Origin of the sequence: Pseudomonas sp. B21-053 (assembly GCF_026016365.1) — a bacterium.
Classification (GTDB): Bacteria; Pseudomonadota; Gammaproteobacteria; order Pseudomonadales; family Pseudomonadaceae; genus Aquipseudomonas; species Aquipseudomonas nunensis.
Genome location: NZ_CP087205.1, coordinates 6,096,367 through 6,110,385 on the forward strand (window position 1 = coordinate 6,096,367; position 14,019 = coordinate 6,110,385).

General features: G+C 59.2%; 16 protein-coding genes. 12 read left to right on the forward strand and 4 right to left on the reverse strand.

Annotated features, from left to right (window positions below; translation table 11 throughout):
- Positions 1-24: 24 nt before the first annotated feature.
- Positions 25-2,967, forward strand: coding sequence for a DUF748 domain-containing protein (locus tag LOY68_RS27290; protein WP_265040949.1), 2,943 nt, complete (start codon positions 25-27; stop codon positions 2,965-2,967).
- On the forward strand, positions 2,967-3,263 hold the full coding sequence (locus tag LOY68_RS27295; protein ID WP_265040950.1) for a DUF2845 domain-containing protein: 297 nt from the start codon (positions 2,967-2,969) through the stop codon (positions 3,261-3,263). The genes LOY68_RS27290 and LOY68_RS27295 overlap by 1 nt, the downstream gene beginning before the upstream one ends.
- A gap of 243 nt (positions 3,264-3,506) precedes the next feature.
- Here LOY68_RS27295 and LOY68_RS27300 read toward each other — a convergent pair whose 3' ends face one another.
- Positions 3,507-3,854 (reverse strand): BON domain-containing protein, encoded by a 348-nt coding sequence (locus LOY68_RS27300; RefSeq protein ID WP_163911782.1) that lies wholly within the window; start codon positions 3,852-3,854, stop codon positions 3,507-3,509.
- A 331-nt stretch (positions 3,855-4,185) separates the two neighbouring features.
- Positions 4,186-4,587, reverse strand: a complete 402-nt coding sequence (locus LOY68_RS27305) for a pilin (protein WP_265040952.1) — start codon at positions 4,585-4,587, stop codon at positions 4,186-4,188.
- A 225-nt stretch (positions 4,588-4,812) separates the two neighbouring features.
- On the opposite strand from LOY68_RS27305, the gene pilB reads away from it, so the two are divergent.
- From pilB to yacG, 5 genes are read left to right on the forward strand one after another with little or no spacing between them, the layout of a single operon-like run.
- The gene (gene pilB / locus LOY68_RS27310; protein ID WP_265040953.1) at positions 4,813-6,513 is read left to right on the forward strand and encodes a type IV-A pilus assembly ATPase PilB; all 1,701 of its coding nucleotides are present in this window, start codon (positions 4,813-4,815) and stop codon (positions 6,511-6,513) included.
- Positions 6,514-6,515: 2 nt separating this feature from the next.
- Positions 6,516-7,733 (forward strand): type II secretion system F family protein, encoded by a 1,218-nt coding sequence (locus tag LOY68_RS27315; RefSeq protein ID WP_265040954.1) that lies wholly within the window; start codon positions 6,516-6,518, stop codon positions 7,731-7,733.
- A gap of 1 nt (position 7,734) precedes the next feature.
- Positions 7,735-8,607 (forward strand): prepilin peptidase, encoded by an 873-nt coding sequence (locus tag LOY68_RS27320; protein ID WP_265040955.1) that lies wholly within the window; start codon positions 7,735-7,737, stop codon positions 8,605-8,607.
- Positions 8,604-9,227, forward strand: a complete 624-nt coding sequence (gene coaE / locus LOY68_RS27325) for a dephospho-CoA kinase (RefSeq protein ID WP_265040957.1) — start codon at positions 8,604-8,606, stop codon at positions 9,225-9,227. The genes LOY68_RS27320 and coaE overlap by 4 nt, the downstream gene beginning before the upstream one ends.
- A complete protein-coding gene (gene yacG, locus LOY68_RS27330; protein WP_054051315.1) occupies positions 9,224-9,424 on the forward strand; it encodes a DNA gyrase inhibitor YacG in 201 nt (66 codons plus the stop codon). Before coaE ends, yacG begins: the two co-directional genes overlap by 4 nt.
- 22 nt (positions 9,425-9,446) lie before the next feature.
- Here the strand turns inward: yacG and LOY68_RS27335 are convergent, their stop codons facing one another.
- Positions 9,447-9,662 (reverse strand): hypothetical protein, encoded by a 216-nt coding sequence (locus tag LOY68_RS27335; protein ID WP_054051316.1) that lies wholly within the window; start codon positions 9,660-9,662, stop codon positions 9,447-9,449.
- Between the two features lie 63 nt (positions 9,663-9,725).
- A complete protein-coding gene (locus tag LOY68_RS27340) occupies positions 9,726-10,415 on the reverse strand; it encodes an energy-coupling factor ABC transporter permease (RefSeq protein WP_054051318.1) in 690 nt (229 codons plus the stop codon).
- A 134-nt stretch (positions 10,416-10,549) separates the two neighbouring features.
- On the opposite strand from LOY68_RS27340, the gene LOY68_RS27345 reads away from it, so the two are divergent.
- From LOY68_RS27345 to LOY68_RS27365, 5 genes are all read left to right on the forward strand, one after another.
- Positions 10,550-11,176, forward strand: coding sequence for a DUF1780 domain-containing protein (locus LOY68_RS27345; RefSeq protein ID WP_008154887.1), 627 nt, complete (start codon positions 10,550-10,552; stop codon positions 11,174-11,176).
- On the forward strand, positions 11,173-11,700 hold the full coding sequence (locus LOY68_RS27350; protein WP_265040961.1) for an MOSC domain-containing protein: 528 nt from the start codon (positions 11,173-11,175) through the stop codon (positions 11,698-11,700). The genes LOY68_RS27345 and LOY68_RS27350 overlap by 4 nt, the downstream gene beginning before the upstream one ends.
- Before the next feature lie 54 nt (positions 11,701-11,754).
- The gene (locus LOY68_RS27355; RefSeq protein ID WP_054051322.1) at positions 11,755-11,928 is read left to right on the forward strand and encodes a DUF3094 family protein; all 174 of its coding nucleotides are present in this window, start codon (positions 11,755-11,757) and stop codon (positions 11,926-11,928) included.
- 60 nt (positions 11,929-11,988) lie between these two features.
- A complete protein-coding gene (locus LOY68_RS27360) occupies positions 11,989-13,287 on the forward strand; it encodes an NAD(P)/FAD-dependent oxidoreductase (protein ID WP_054051324.1) in 1,299 nt (432 codons plus the stop codon).
- 315 nt (positions 13,288-13,602) lie between these two features.
- Positions 13,603-14,001 (forward strand): hypothetical protein, encoded by a 399-nt coding sequence (locus LOY68_RS27365; RefSeq protein ID WP_054616655.1) that lies wholly within the window; start codon positions 13,603-13,605, stop codon positions 13,999-14,001.
- The last annotated feature ends 18 nt before the right edge of the window (positions 14,002-14,019 follow it).

Here is a 14,019-nt window from a genome sequence, read left to right on the forward strand (position 1 = left end):
CCGATCAGACAAATGAAGCCGCACATGCCCAAAGGATTGATTCGCGCTATCGGCGCCTTGCTGACTGCTCTGGCTCTCTACAGCCTGCTGGGGTTTCTGATTTTGCCGGGCATCGCCTTGCGGATCGCCAACCAGCAGTTGGCCAATTACGCCACGACACCCGCGCACATCCAGCGCATCGAACTCAACCCCTTCAGCCTTGAAGTCACCCTGTGGGGCCTGATCATCGGTGAGCCAGGCAAGGAACAGGTCGGCTTCGAACGGCTTTACGCCAACCTGCAGATCGACAGTCTCTGGACCAAGGCGCTGCACCTGTCCGATATCGAACTGGACAAACCCAAGACTGAAATCCTTTTCGGCAAGGACGGCAAACTCAACCTGCTCGGCCTGTTCAAAATCCCCGCCAGCGAACCGACCCCGGCCGACCCGAATGCCAAGCCGTTCCCGCTGCGCGTGGAGCGAATCAAACTGGCCGGCGGTTATGTGCACTTCCAGGATTCGCGCCCCAGCGAGCCGATCGAATTCCTTTACGACAAACTCGATTTCGAGCTGAAGAACCTCAGTACCCTGCCCGATGACAACGCCGACATGACCCTGGTCGCGGCCGGCCCCGCAGGCGGGCAGATCGACTGGACCGGCAATTTCAGCCTGGTGCCGATTGCCTCCGAAGGTAAGTTGAAAGTCACCGACGGCCAGATGAAAGTCTGGTGGCCATACGTACGTGATGCGTTGCCGCTGGCCCTGGAAAACGGCGTGTTGAACCTGAGCACCGACTACAAGCTCAACCTGGCCAAGGAAACCGAACTGCTGCTGAGCAACGTCGCGGTCAGCGTCGCGCCCTTCGCCATCAATGCACCGGACGGCCGGCCGCTGGTGAAACTCGAACGCCTGGACGTCAGCGATACCACGATAGACCTGGCCAAGCAGCAAGTCGTCGTCGGCAAGATCCGCAGCAACAAACTCGAAACCTGGGCCGCCCTCGAAGCAGATGGCCAACTGGACTGGCAGAAATTGTTTGCCAGCCAACCGTCCAAAGCGGCAGTCAAAGCCAAAGCCGAACCAGCGACGACTCCGGCAGCAGCCGACTCACCAAAACCTGAACCCACTCCGCCAAGCAAACCGTGGCAGGTGCTGCTCAAAGACGTGCAACTGCGCAATTACCAGGTGCATCTGGCCGATCGCAAGGCGCAGCCGGCCGTGGCGCTGGAAGTGGGCCCACTGAATGTGGACCTGCAGAATTTCGACAGCCTCAATGGCTCGCCTTTCGCCCTCAAGCTCGACACGGGTATCGGCAAGCAAGGCAAGATCACCGCGGACGGCGAGGTCAATCTGGCACCGGTCAGCGCCAAGCTGAAAGTGCAGACCAAGGACATCGACCTGCGCGTTGCCCAGTCCTACATCACCCCGTTCATTCGCCTGGAACTGCGCAGCGGCATGCTCGGCAGTGACCTGGCGGTTGACCTGAAAAGCACCGAACCGCTGGCCTTCAGCGTGACCGGTCGCGCCCAGGTCGATCAGTTGCACACCCTCGACACCCTGAAAACCCGCGACTTCCTCAAGTGGCAGCAACTGACGCTCGAAGGCCTGAACTATCAGCACGGCGACAGCCTGTCAATCGACAAGGTCAACCTGTTCCAGCCCTACGTGCGCTTCATGATCAATGATGACCGCACCACCAACGTCGATGACCTGCTGGTCCCGCAACCACCCGATTCCGGCGCCAAGACTGCTGCAGCAAAACCGGCGGCCAGCAAGGACAAACCACTGGCTATCCACGTCGGCGGTGTTGCGATCAACGACGGTTCGGCGAACTTCGCCGACTTCAGCCTCACGCCGAACTTCGCGACGGCAGTGCAACAGCTCAACGGTGCGATCGGCACCATCGACAGCCGCCAGGCGAAACCCGCGACGGTCGACATCAAGGGCAAGGTCGATCGCTATGCGCCGGTCACCATCAAGGGCGCGGTCAACCCGTTCGACCCGATGGCCAGCCTCGACATCGCCACCAGTTTCAAACGGGTGGAGCTGACGACGCTGACGCCGTACTCCGGCAAGTTCGCCGGCTACCGCATCCGCAAGGGCCGGCTCAATCTTGACCTGCATTACCTGATCACCAAGGGCCAGCTCAAGGCTGAAAACAAGGTTGTGGTCGAGCAACTGCAACTGGGCGAGAAAGTCGACAGCCCGGACGCCACCAGCCTGCCGCTGAAACTGGCGATCGCCCTGCTCAAGGACGTCGACGGCAAGATTTCCATCGAATTGCCGGTGACCGGCGACCTGAACAACCCGCAGTTCAGCATCATGCCGATTGTCTGGCAGACCCTGCGCAACCTGATCGTCAAAGCGGCGGCCGCACCGTTCAAAATGATCGGCGGGTTGATCAGCGGCGGTGGTTCGGAAGACTTGGGCACCGTGTCGTTTGCGCCGGGTTCGAGTGACCTGAGCAAGGAAGCCGAGGCGTCGCTGGTCAAACTCTCCAGTGCGCTCAAGGAACGTCCGGCCCTGCGCCTGGAAATCGAAGGCACCGCCGCGCAAAACAGCGACGGTCCGCTGATCGCCGAGCAACGGCTGGAGCGTGAGTACCAGTACAACTACTACAAAATGCTCCAGCGCCGTGGCGACAAGGTTCCGGCCCAGGCGTCCCTGCTGCAAGTGCCGGAGGGCGAGAAAGGTGCGCTGCTGGAAGGCATCTACCGCACCCGTCTCAAGACTCAGCCGCCCGCCGAATGGAAGGACCTGGGCAAGGAAGAACGCACCGCCAAAATGCGCGCGGATGTGATCAAGTTCTGGAGTTCCAGCGACACGCTGTTGCGCCAACTGGGCCAGGAACGGGCCAGCAGCATCAAGGACTTCCTGGTGGACAAAACGCAGATGGCCGATGACCGCGTGTACTTTGTCGACGCCAGCCTGGGTGAAGCGCAAAGTGATGGTCGAGTGATTACGCCACTGCACCTGGACGCCGAGTGATGATCAGACAATTGCTGATCGGCCTGACCCTGGCGATGGCTGCCAGTCAGGCCAGCGCAGCCGATACCCTGCGCTGCGGCAGTCAGTTGATCAGCGTGGGCGACCGGTCCAGCGAAGTGCTGCAGAAATGTGGACAACCCGTTTCCCGGGATGCGTTGGGCTATAAGCGCAGTGCCAACCGACGGGAAGAATTCCAGGTCGAGGAATGGACCTACGGGCCTAACAACGGGATGTACCAGTACCTGCGATTTGAAGGTAATCGGCTGAAGGAAATCACCAGCAAGCGCGGCAACTAAAGATCAAAAGATCGCAGCCTTCGGCAGCTCCTACAGGGTGAATGCATTCCTCTGTAGGAGCTGCCGAAGGCTGCGATCTTTTGCTTTTGATCCTTCCACAATAGAACAAGCCCCCGACACGAATGTCGGAGGCCTGTAATGGCCACGTCCTTGTGGCCTTCGCATGAACTCTCCAGAGGCGGCAGGCGTATTGCTCAGCCCGTCTGCCACGCCTTCTCCCGGTTCAAGCGGAGAAGTCTTGCCTTACTCGGCTTTCAGGCCGTCAGCAGAAACTGCTTTAACGCCTTTGATTTTCTTGGTGATCGCAACAGCGGTGGCTTTCTGAGCGTCGGTCACTGCAACAGTGGACGACAGCGATACAACACCTTTGTTGGTTTCTACTTTGATGTCAGTGCCTGGGATGCCTTTCTCGGTAACCAGATCGCTTTTCACTTTGGTAGTGATCCAGGTATCGGAAGTGGCTTCTTTAGCCTTGGTCACTTCACCAGCCGCCAGAGTCATCGGGGCTTGGGTGGTGGTGGTCTGTGCGAATGCAGCACCGGCCATGGTCAGGGTCAGCGCGGCAGCAGTAGCGATAGCGAACTTCTTCATACGAGTAACTCCTGTTTTTCTATAAAGTCTGCTGCGTGTCTTCTCAGCAGGGTTACTGGGTATATTGCGAACGCTGTGCCAACTTTGAAAAACCAATTAAACCTATATAAATCAACAACTTAAAAAAATCGCCAAATTCCACAATCATGCAAAATGCATGAAGAGCGGTTTGCGTACATGCAACTTGCCGGTTTTGTCGAAGGCCTAAGGCCATGAATTTGCGAAGGTTTTACTTTTACGTAAAACCAGCACATCGAGCACTCAAACAATCAGCGAAAAAAAACCCCGCATCTTGAGAGGCGGGGCTTGGTCGTCGACGAATTAGCCGCCATTAGCCATGAGGGCAACCCGCTGGGGCGAAATCGGCGGCGGCGCTTGTTTTGCAAGACCAGCCCGAGGTGGCATCACGAGTCAAAGTAATAGTCGCAGCGGACACCTGCGCAGGCGCACCTACGAGCGTACAGATGATGCCCGTAGGGCTTGCCGAGACGGTAATTGTGCAATTTTGCGTGGTGGCAGCCGAAGTGATGTCAGCAACTGCTGGGGCAGCAGTACCTGAGTTGATCTTGTCCTCATAATTCACTTTAAGCGCCGAAATCTCTGCTACCCCCGCAGTGACCTTTGCCCGCGCCTGATATTTTGAATACGCCGGAATCGCAAACGTCGCCAGAATCCCGATGATCGCCACCACGATCAACAGTTCGATCAGGGTAAAACCTTTCTGAGTATTCATAGACAAGCTCCATGCATGAGTCGAAATCTCATGATCTGATTAAGCCTCAGCATACTCCGTGCCAGGCCTTCGCTGCCCTGGCTGTGGGGCGCGAAGTGTCGAAAGCGCCCTTTCCTACCCCCTGTAACCGCACTATCTGACACTTTTTGTCACCTCACCCCCACTGGTTTGGTTCCTCGCCTTGACTAGGCTATAAGTCATGAACTGTCTGCGTCCGGTATCCCCATGAACGACATCGCCCTTAGCGGTCTGGCCAAGCAATTAGTGCTGGCCGAACTGCTCACTGAAAAAAGCGCGCAACTGGCGTATCAGCAAGCCCAGCGCAACCGGATTTCACTGGTCAGCTACCTGGTGCAGAACAAACTGGCGAAGAGCCGTGAAGTGGCTGAGATTGCCTCGGAACATTTCGGCATGGCCCTGCTGGACCTCCACTGTCTGGACAAAGAGACCCAACCCAAGGGTCTGGTCAGCGAGAAGCTGGTCCGCCAGCACCACGCCCTGCCCCTCTGGCGACGTGGCAATAAACTGTTTGTGGGGGTTTCCGACCCAACCAACCACCAGGCGATCAACGATATCCAGTTCAGCACAGGGCTGAGCACCGAAGCCATCCTGGTAGAGGACGACAAGCTCAGCGACGCCATCGAAAAGTTCTTCGACAGCCACGCCACCGGCCTGGAAGAGATGGCCGATGTGGACCTCGATGGCCTGGACATCGAGACCGTCGACGATAGAAACCACGACTCCATCCCCGGGCAAGACGCCGATGACGCGCCCGTGGTGCGCTTCGTCCACAAGATGCTGCTTGATGCGATCAAGAGCGGCTCTTCCGACTTGCACTTCGAACCTTACGAAAAAACCTATCGGGTACGGATGCGCACCGACGGCATCCTGCGCGAAGTCGCCAAGCCGCCGATTCAACTGGCCGGGCGGATTGCCGCCCGGCTCAAGGTGATGGCCAGCCTCGACATTTCCGAAAGACGCAAACCCCAGGACGGGCGGATCAAGATGCGCCTGTCCAAGAGCAAGTCAATCGACTTTCGGGTCAACACCTTGCCGACGCTGTGGGGCGAGAAAGTGGTGATTCGGATCCTCGACCCGTCCAGCGCCCAGATGGGCATCGACGCCCTCGGTTACGAGCCCGACCAGAAAGCCCTGTTCATGGCCGCCCTCAAGCAGCCACAAGGCATGATCCTGGTCACCGGCCCCACCGGCTCGGGCAAAACCGTGTCGCTCTACACCGGGCTGAATATTCTCAATACCGTGGACATCAACATCTCCACCGCCGAAGACCCGGTGGAGATCAACATGGAAGGCATCAACCAGGTCAACGTCAATCCCAAGCAAGGGCTGGATTTCTCCCAGGCCCTGCGCTCGTTCCTGCGCCAGGACCCGGACGTGATCATGGTCGGCGAGATCCGCGACCTTGAAACCGCGGAAATCGCGATCAAGGCCGCGCAGACCGGGCACTTGGTGCTGTCGACCCTGCACACCAACAGCGCTGCGGAAACCCTGACCCGCCTGCATAACATGGGCATCCCGGGGTTCAACATCGCCACCTCGGTCACCCTGATCATCGCCCAGCGCCTGGCGCGCAAGCTGTGCAGCCACTGCAAGGCGCCGATCGACATCCCCCGCGAGGCGCTGATCAAGGAAGGCTTCCCTGAGGAACGCATCGGCTCATTCACGATCTATGAGCCCGTCGGTTGCGATCACTGCAACCACGGCTACAAAGGGCGAATCGGGATTTATGAAGTGGTGAAGAACACGCCAGACCTGCAACGGCTGATCATGGCCGAAGGCAACTCCCTGGAAATCGAGATCCAGATGCGCAAGGACGGCTTCAACGACCTGCGCACTTCCGGGCTGATCAAGGCCATGCAAGGCATTACCAGCCTTGAAGAAATCAACCGGGTCACCAAGGACTGAACATGGCGGTCAAGGCAGCAAAAATCAGCGTGTACGCCTGGGAAGGCACGGACAAGAAAGGCACGAAAATGACCGGCGAGTTGAGCGGTCAAAACCCGGCGCTGATCAAGGCGCAATTGCGCAAGCAAGGGATCAACCCGGGCAAGGTGCGCAAGAAATCCGCGTCGATTTTCAGCCTGGGCAAACGCATCAAGGCCCAGGACATTTCCCTGTTCACCCGGCAGATGGCGACCATGATGAAGGCTGGTGTGCCGCTGTTGCAGTCGTTCGACATCATTGGCGAAGGCTTCGACAACCCGGCCATGCGCAAACTGGTGGACGAGGTGAAACAGGAAGTCGCGGCGGGCAACAGCTTCGCCGCGTCCCTGCGCAAGAAGCCGCAGTATTTCGACGAGTTGTACTGCAACCTGGTGGATGCCGGTGAACAGGCCGGCGCACTCGATACCCTGCTGGATCGGGTCGCCACTTATAAGGAAAAGAGCGAACAGCTCAAGGCCAAGATCAAGAAGGCCATGACCTATCCGCTGGCCGTGGTGTTTGTCGCGATCATCGTCACCGGGATTCTGCTGGTCAAAGTGGTGCCGCAATTCAAGACGGTGTTCGCCGGGTTTGGCGCCGAGCTGCCGTCCTTTACCCTGATGGTGATCAACCTGTCGGAGTTCATGCAGGAGTGGTGGTGGCTGATGCTCGGCGCGCTGATCGCCGCGATCTTCGGTTTTCGTCGCGCAATGAAGAAGTCGCAACCCTTTCGCGACCGGATGGACACCTGGCTGCTGAAACTGCCGCTGGTGGGCGCGCTGATGTACAAGTCCGCCGTGGCGCGTTACGCCCGCACGCTCTCGACCACCTTCGCCGCCGGGGTGCCGCTGGTGGATGCGCTGGAATCGGTGGCCGGCGCCACCGGCAACATCGTGTTCAAACGCGCGGTGCTGCGTATCAAGCAGGACGTCTCGACCGGCATGCAGTTGAATTTCGCCATGCGCACCTCCGGCATCTTCCCGAACATGGCAATCCAGATGGCCGCCATCGGCGAAGAGTCGGGTTCGCTGGACGACATGCTCGACAAGGTCGCCAGCTTCTACGAGGACGAAGTGGACAACATGGTCGACAACCTCACCAGCCTGATGGAGCCGTTCATTATGGTAGTGCTCGGCGTTGTCGTTGGCGGGCTGGTAGTTGCGATGTACCTGCCTATTTTCCAACTCGGCTCAGCGATCTGACATGCCCTTGACCGACTACCTGACCCTCTATCCGCTGGCCTTCGTCATCACGGCGCTGGTGCTCGGCCTGCTGGTCGGCAGCTTCCTCAACGTAGTGATCTGGCGCCTGCCGAAAATGCTCGAACGGGAATGGCGAACGCAGGCTCACGACGTCCTCGGCCTGCCCATCGAAACGCCTCCGCCGACCTACAACCTGATGCTGCCCCATTCCCAGTGCCCGCACTGCGCCCAGAAGATCCGCGCCTGGGAAAACATTCCGGTGCTCAGTTACGTGTTGTTGCGCGGTCGCTGCTCGAACTGCGCGGCACCGATCAGCAAGCGCTACCCACTGACCGAACTGGCCTGCGGTCTGCTTTCGGCATTCATTGCCTGGCAGTTCGGTTTCGGTTGGCCTGCCGGCCTGCTGCTGGTGCTGACGTGGGGCCTATTGGCGATGAGCCTGATTGATGCCGAGCATCAACTGTTGCCCGATGTCCTGGTGCTGCCGTTGTTGTGGCTGGGGCTGATCGTCAACAGCTTCGAGCTGTTCGTGCCGTTGCACGATGCATTGTGGGGTGCGGTGGCCGGTTACCTGGTGCTGTGGTCGGTGTTCTGGCTGTTCAAACTGATCACCGGCAAGGACGGCATCGGCCATGGCGACTTCAAGTTGTTGGCAATGCTCGGGGCCTGGGGCGGTTGGCAAGTGCTGCCGCTGACCCTCCTATTGTCATCGCTGGTAGGAGCCATTCTCGGGGTGATTTTGCTGCGCTTGCGTGACGCGAAAACCTCGACGCCGATCCCCTTCGGCCCCTATCTGGCAATTGCCGGCTGGATTGCGTTGCTCTGGGGTGGTCAAATAACCGACTTCTATTGGCAGTTTGTCGGTTTGAAATGAATACCCCTGTGGAAAAACCCTGGATTCTCGGCCTGACCGGCGGCATCGGCAGCGGCAAAAGCGCGGCGGCCCAGCACTTCATCGACCTCGGTGTGCACGTGGTCGATGCTGATCACGCGGCGCGCTGGGTAGTGGAACCGGGTCGCCCGGCGCTTGCGAAAATTGCCGAGCATTTCGGCCCTGGCGTGCTGCAAGCCGACGGGCAACTCGATCGTGCGGCGCTGCGCAAGCTGATCTTCGAAGTCCCGGAAGAACGCCGCTGGCTCGAAGCGCTGCTGCATCCGCTGATCGCCGAGGAAATCGTCGAGCATCTGGCCAAGGCAAAATCGCCGTATGCGATTCTGGTATCGCCGCTGTTGATCGAGTCCGGCCAATACACCATGACCCAACGGGTGCTGGTGATCGACGTCCCGGAACAACTACAGATCGAACGCACCCTGCAGCGCGACCAGATCAGCGAGCAGCAGGTCCAGGCGATCCTCAAGGCCCAGTCCAGCCGCCAGGACCGCGTGAGCCATGCCGACGATGTGGTGGTCAACGACCGCGACCTCGCCTGGCTGCACAGCGAGGTCGAGCGCCTGCATCACTTTTATTTAACTTTGCGTGGAAGCCAGTCATGAGCCAGACCCCAACCGTCAATTGCCCAACCTGTGGTGCCCCTGTCGAATGGAGCGCCACCAATACCTACCGGCCTTTCTGTTCGGACCGTTGCAAACTGATCGACCTGGGTGCCTGGGCGTCGGAAGAACACAAGATCCCGGTGAGCCCGGATGCCGAGGACGACCTGTTCAGCGAAGACTTCGAACCGCGTCACTGACTTCCGTCTTTATCCACAGGCATCAGGGCCGCATAAAACCGTAGTCCTGACTGTCATCGAGGTTCTCGGCGAGAAACTGCAACTCATCCGCCAGATCCTCGACACTGCGCACCGCCTTGCTCTGCTGCACCACCGCACTGAGCAAGGCGCGCAGGCTCAACCCCGGATCAAACCCCACTTCCTGCGCAGCATCCAGACTGTGACGCAACTCCTGCCTTGCCCATTCATAGACGCTCATTTCGATGCTCCTGAAGGTTTTGCCGAGCATGAGTTGGCGAGCGTCAAACCGGTTTGATGTGGATCAAGACTTGGGATCGTCGTCCTTCCACGGCGCCGAAAGGTAGCGAGTGCGGTTGAAGGTCTCCAGCCACTCGGGACTGAACACCACCAGCGCGCTGATGATCATGCCGTTGATAAACGCTTCGGGAAAAATCAGCAGCCACAGATAGCCGACAAAATCTTCCAGCCAGTACGGCATCGCGAAACGTTCGTCGAACCACAGCCATGTCAGCGCCAGCAGCAGGCACAGCAACGCCGACAGCGCTGCTGCAAAGAAACCGGAAACGAAGATATACACAAACGGATTACGCGGCTGCGCACGCTCGACCAGGATCGCGCAGCATTCGGTGACCAGCACCGGCAGCAGAATAATCAACGCGCCATTCACCCCGACGGCGGCCAGGTCCTGACGCCCGAGCGCCACCAAACCCAGTTGCGCGATCAACCCACCGAGAATCGCCAGCGGCCAGTCCAGCAGCAACGTCACGGCTGTCATGCCGATAAAGTGATACGACACGCCCGTATCGAAATCTCGTCGCACCAGCCACAACATAAACAGCGCGAACACCGTGCCGAACAGCAAATGTTGACGGCGACTGTCGGTGAACAACTCGACCCACGGCGCACGGCAGATCGCCCAGATCACCACGGGTACGTAAATCAGCCAGCCGACCGCCAGGCTTTGCGGTGAAAGCAACTCTGCGCCGATCATGACGCCATCCCCTTGAACACCACGACACACTCCTTGTTGGATTACGGCTCCATGCCAGCATACACCGGCGCAAATGTGCCTCCAGTGGATGCAAAGCTTTCTGCTTGTCGCATTTGAACGCTAAGCTTGGGCCTATGGATGACTCAGATTATTTACGCCTGCTGACCATCGCGGCCGAGCAAGCCAACGCGTTCCTGTCCAATGCCCGCAAATGGGAGCGTGAGCGTTGGGTCTGCCAGCGCCTGCTGCAAGGCCTGAACATTCCCTATCGCGCCGACGAATTCGCCCCCGCCGGTGAGCCGCCGGACGTGCTGTTTCGCGATGCCAGTTTCGAGGTGTTCTTCGTGCTCGACGAAGGCCGGCGCCTCAACGACGAATGGCGCGACGAACTGCAACGCCGACGCAGCGCGTTTTCCCTGAGTTCGCTGGTGCGCCGCGAGGCCAAGCCCCGGCGCATTCCGGCCAATGAATTCCTGCTGAGACTGGCGCCGACCTTGCGCAAAAAAGCCCACAACTACAAAGAGCGCGGCATGGATCTGGGCGAGCTGGACATCATCGCCTTCGCCAGCCTCAAGCGCGAAGTGCTGGACCTCAACAGCCACTTCCCACCACCGACTGAGTACCTGCGCCAGGGCTGGCGCTCGTTGTCACTGGTCGGGCCGACGTTCGCCCGTGTGCTGTTCGCACATCCCGACGCGCCGGATTTCCTGCGCAGCAACCTGGGACGCAGCATCGTCTTCGACGTCGGGATCAGCCTGTGAGCCCATTGCAGGAGTTGATTGCCGAAGTCCCACAAATCGGCCGCGTGCGTTGGATCGGCGTGCGCCCGGCGTCGCATGTGCCGATGATTGAACTGGACGTCGTGGAAGCGCGCCTTGAGGCCGGTTTGACCGGCGACAAGGCCCGCCCCGGTGTACGCAATGCGCGGCAGGTGACGTTGATTCAGTGGGAACACCTGGCGGTGATCAATTCGCTGATGGGCCGCCCGGAGGATCAACCGGTGCTGCCAAATGACCTGCGGCGCAACATCGTCGTCAGCGGCATCAACTTGTTCAGCCTCAAGGGCCGGCGCTTCAAGATTGGCCAGGCGATTTTCGAAACCACAGGCTGGTGCCAACCGTGCGCACGCTTGCAAAACAACCTCGGCCCCGGGACTTTTCAAGCGGTTCGCGGCCATGGCGGAATCACTGCCCGAGTGTTACAAAGTGGAATCATTCGACTGGACGACACGGTGAGCGTCGAGCCGATCCCCGACAGCGGCTATGCTCCGTTCAACGTTCGTTAAATCAGCCTGTAGCTTCTACACATTCAGCAACGTCTACCCCTGACGAGGCCCAATATGACCAGCCGCCTGAACCCAGACGACCAGAAGCATGTCGAAGAGTACCTGCACTTGTCCCAACACCGAGTCGAGCGCCGGCCTTTCCGGCCGTGGATGCTCCTGGTGCTGGTGCTGGCAGTGACCATTGGCTTGGGCTTGTTGAGCCGCCTTATCGGTTACCTGACGCTATGAGCTGCCTCGCGCTCGCTCGGGTAATCGCACCGATTTCTTTTAGCCTTGCGAGATATCCCCATGACTCATCGTATTGTCATCGTTGGCGGCGGCGCCGGCGGTCTGGAGTTGGCTACCCGTCTGGGTAAGACTCTGGGCAAGCGTGGCACGGCCAGTGTGATGCTGGTCGACGCGAACCTGACCCACATCTGGAAACCGCTGTTGCACGAGGTGGCGGCCGGATCGCTGAACTCTTCCGAAGACGAACTCAACTATGTAGCCCAGGCGAAATGGAACCACTTCGAGTTCCAGCTGGGGCGCATGAGCGGGCTCGATCGCGCACAGAAAAAAATCCAGTTGGCCGCCACGTATGACGAAGCCGGTATTGAACTGGTCCCGGCGCGCGAAGTGGGCTACGACTCGCTGGTGATCGCGGTCGGCAGCACCACCAACGATTTCGGCACCCAGGGCGCGGCGCAGCATTGCCTGTTCCTCGACACCCGCAAACAGGCCGAGCGTTTCCATCAGCAACTGCTCAACCACTACCTGCGCGCCCATGCCGGGCAAACCGATGTGGTGGAACAGATTAGCGTGGCCATCGTCGGCGCTGGTGCCACCGGCGTTGAGCTGGCGGCAGAACTGCACAACGCTGCACATGAACTGGCGGCCTACGGTCTGGACCGGATCAAACCGGAAAACATGCACATCACCCTGATCGAAGCCGGGCCTCGGGTGCTGCCCGCCCTGCCGGAACGCATCGGCGGGCCGGTGCATAAAACCCTGGAGAAACTCGGGGTCAACGTGATGACCAATGCGGCGGTCAGCGAAGTCACGGCCGAAAGCCTGATCACCGCCGATGGCAAAGTGATCAACGCCAGCCTGAAAGTCTGGGCCGCCGGGATTCGTGCTCCGGGTTTCCTGAAGGACATCGATGGCCTGGAAACCAACCGCATCAATCAGCTGCAAGTGCTGCCGACCCTGCAAACCACCCGCGACGAGAACATCTTCGCCTTCGGTGACTGCGCCGCCTGCCCGCAACCGGGCACCGACCGCAACGTGCCGCCACGCGCCCAGGCTGCACATCAACAGGCGTCGTTGCTAGCCAAATCCCTGAAGCTGCGGATCGAAGGCAAGGCGTTGCCGGAATACAAATACACCGACTACGGTTCGCTGATCTCGCTGTCGCGTTTTTCGGCTGTGGGTAACTTGATGGGCAACCTTACCGGCAGTGTGATGTTGGAAGGCTGGCTGGCGCGGATGTTTTACGTGTCGCTGTACCGGATGCACCAGATGGCGCTGTATGGAGCGTTCCGCACGGCGATGTTGATGCTGGGTAGCAAGATTGGGCGTGGGACCGAGCCGCGACTTAAATTGCATTAACACACATCCCTGTGGGAGCGAGCCTGCTCGCGAAGAGGCCATTACATTCAACATCAATGTTGGCTGTTAAACCGTCTTCGCGAGCAGGCTCGCTCCCAAATTTTTTGCTCACCAGCCTGTAGATCTGTGTCTCACTGTATCCCGCCCCACGATTTCGCCCCTTCGCTTACAAACTCCCCCTTGCACGACACAGTAGCGATACACCCGCCCGGCTAAATGGCCACACCCGAGCAAGGCACCGCCTGCTTCGGTTAACGCCGCACTACGCGGCATCCTTTATCGAGCGGTTGTGTCGTGCAACCCAGGAGATTTCAAATGTCCCGTACTACTAAAAACACTATCGGTCTGCTCGGCGCTGTTTTGGCCGGTGGCATGATGTTGACTGGTTCCGTATTCGCGGCCCAGCCACTGACCCAAGGCTACCTGCTGGCATCGGCCGAGCAAACGGTGAAAACCCCTGAAGGCAAGTGTGGCGAAGGCAAATGCGGCGATGCGTCGATGGCCAAGACCGACACCGATGGCGACGGCAAAGTATCCCGTGCCGAATTCCAGGCCGTCGCGCCGAAGTCCAACTTCGACAAGATCGACACCAACCATGACGGCTTCATCGACGAGCAAGAGGCTTACAACAACGTGAAAGCCAACTTCGAAGCCAACGGCAAGAAAATGCCAAAAGGCCTGTTCGAACACCTGAAAGACCAAGACGGCGCCTAAGCCTCAGAACAAACAAGC

Excerpts from the sequence above, each read along its gene's own strand:
- LOY68_RS27315 (WP_265040954.1), top strand. The coding sequence starts at position 6,516 with ATGGCGGTCAAGGCAGCAAAAATCAGCGTGTACGCCTGGGAAGGCACG.
- LOY68_RS27360 (WP_054051324.1), top strand. The coding sequence starts at position 11,989 with ATGACTCATCGTATTGTCATCGTTGGCGGCGGCGCCGGCGGTCTGGAG.
- LOY68_RS27340 (WP_054051318.1), bottom strand. The coding sequence starts at position 10,415 with ATGATCGGCGCAGAGTTGCTTTCACCGCAAAGCCTGGCGGTCGGCTGG.
- LOY68_RS27365 (WP_054616655.1), top strand. The coding sequence starts at position 13,603 with ATGTCCCGTACTACTAAAAACACTATCGGTCTGCTCGGCGCTGTTTTG.
- LOY68_RS27355 (WP_054051322.1), top strand. The coding sequence starts at position 11,755 with ATGACCAGCCGCCTGAACCCAGACGACCAGAAGCATGTCGAAGAGTAC.
- LOY68_RS27290 (WP_265040949.1), top strand. The coding sequence starts at position 25 with ATGCCCAAAGGATTGATTCGCGCTATCGGCGCCTTGCTGACTGCTCTG.
- LOY68_RS27320 (WP_265040955.1), top strand. The coding sequence starts at position 7,735 with ATGCCCTTGACCGACTACCTGACCCTCTATCCGCTGGCCTTCGTCATC.
- LOY68_RS27300 (WP_163911782.1), bottom strand. The coding sequence starts at position 3,854 with ATGAAGAAGTTCGCTATCGCTACTGCTGCCGCGCTGACCCTGACCATG.
- LOY68_RS27305 (WP_265040952.1), bottom strand. The coding sequence starts at position 4,587 with ATGAATACTCAGAAAGGTTTTACCCTGATCGAACTGTTGATCGTGGTG.
- coaE (WP_265040957.1), top strand. The coding sequence starts at position 8,604 with ATGAATACCCCTGTGGAAAAACCCTGGATTCTCGGCCTGACCGGCGGC.
- LOY68_RS27295 (WP_265040950.1), top strand. The coding sequence starts at position 2,967 with ATGATCAGACAATTGCTGATCGGCCTGACCCTGGCGATGGCTGCCAGT.
- yacG (WP_054051315.1), top strand. The coding sequence starts at position 9,224 with ATGAGCCAGACCCCAACCGTCAATTGCCCAACCTGTGGTGCCCCTGTC.
- pilB (WP_265040953.1), top strand. The coding sequence starts at position 4,813 with ATGAACGACATCGCCCTTAGCGGTCTGGCCAAGCAATTAGTGCTGGCC.
- LOY68_RS27345 (WP_008154887.1), top strand. The coding sequence starts at position 10,550 with ATGGATGACTCAGATTATTTACGCCTGCTGACCATCGCGGCCGAGCAA.
- LOY68_RS27335 (WP_054051316.1), bottom strand. The coding sequence starts at position 9,662 with ATGAGCGTCTATGAATGGGCAAGGCAGGAGTTGCGTCACAGTCTGGAT.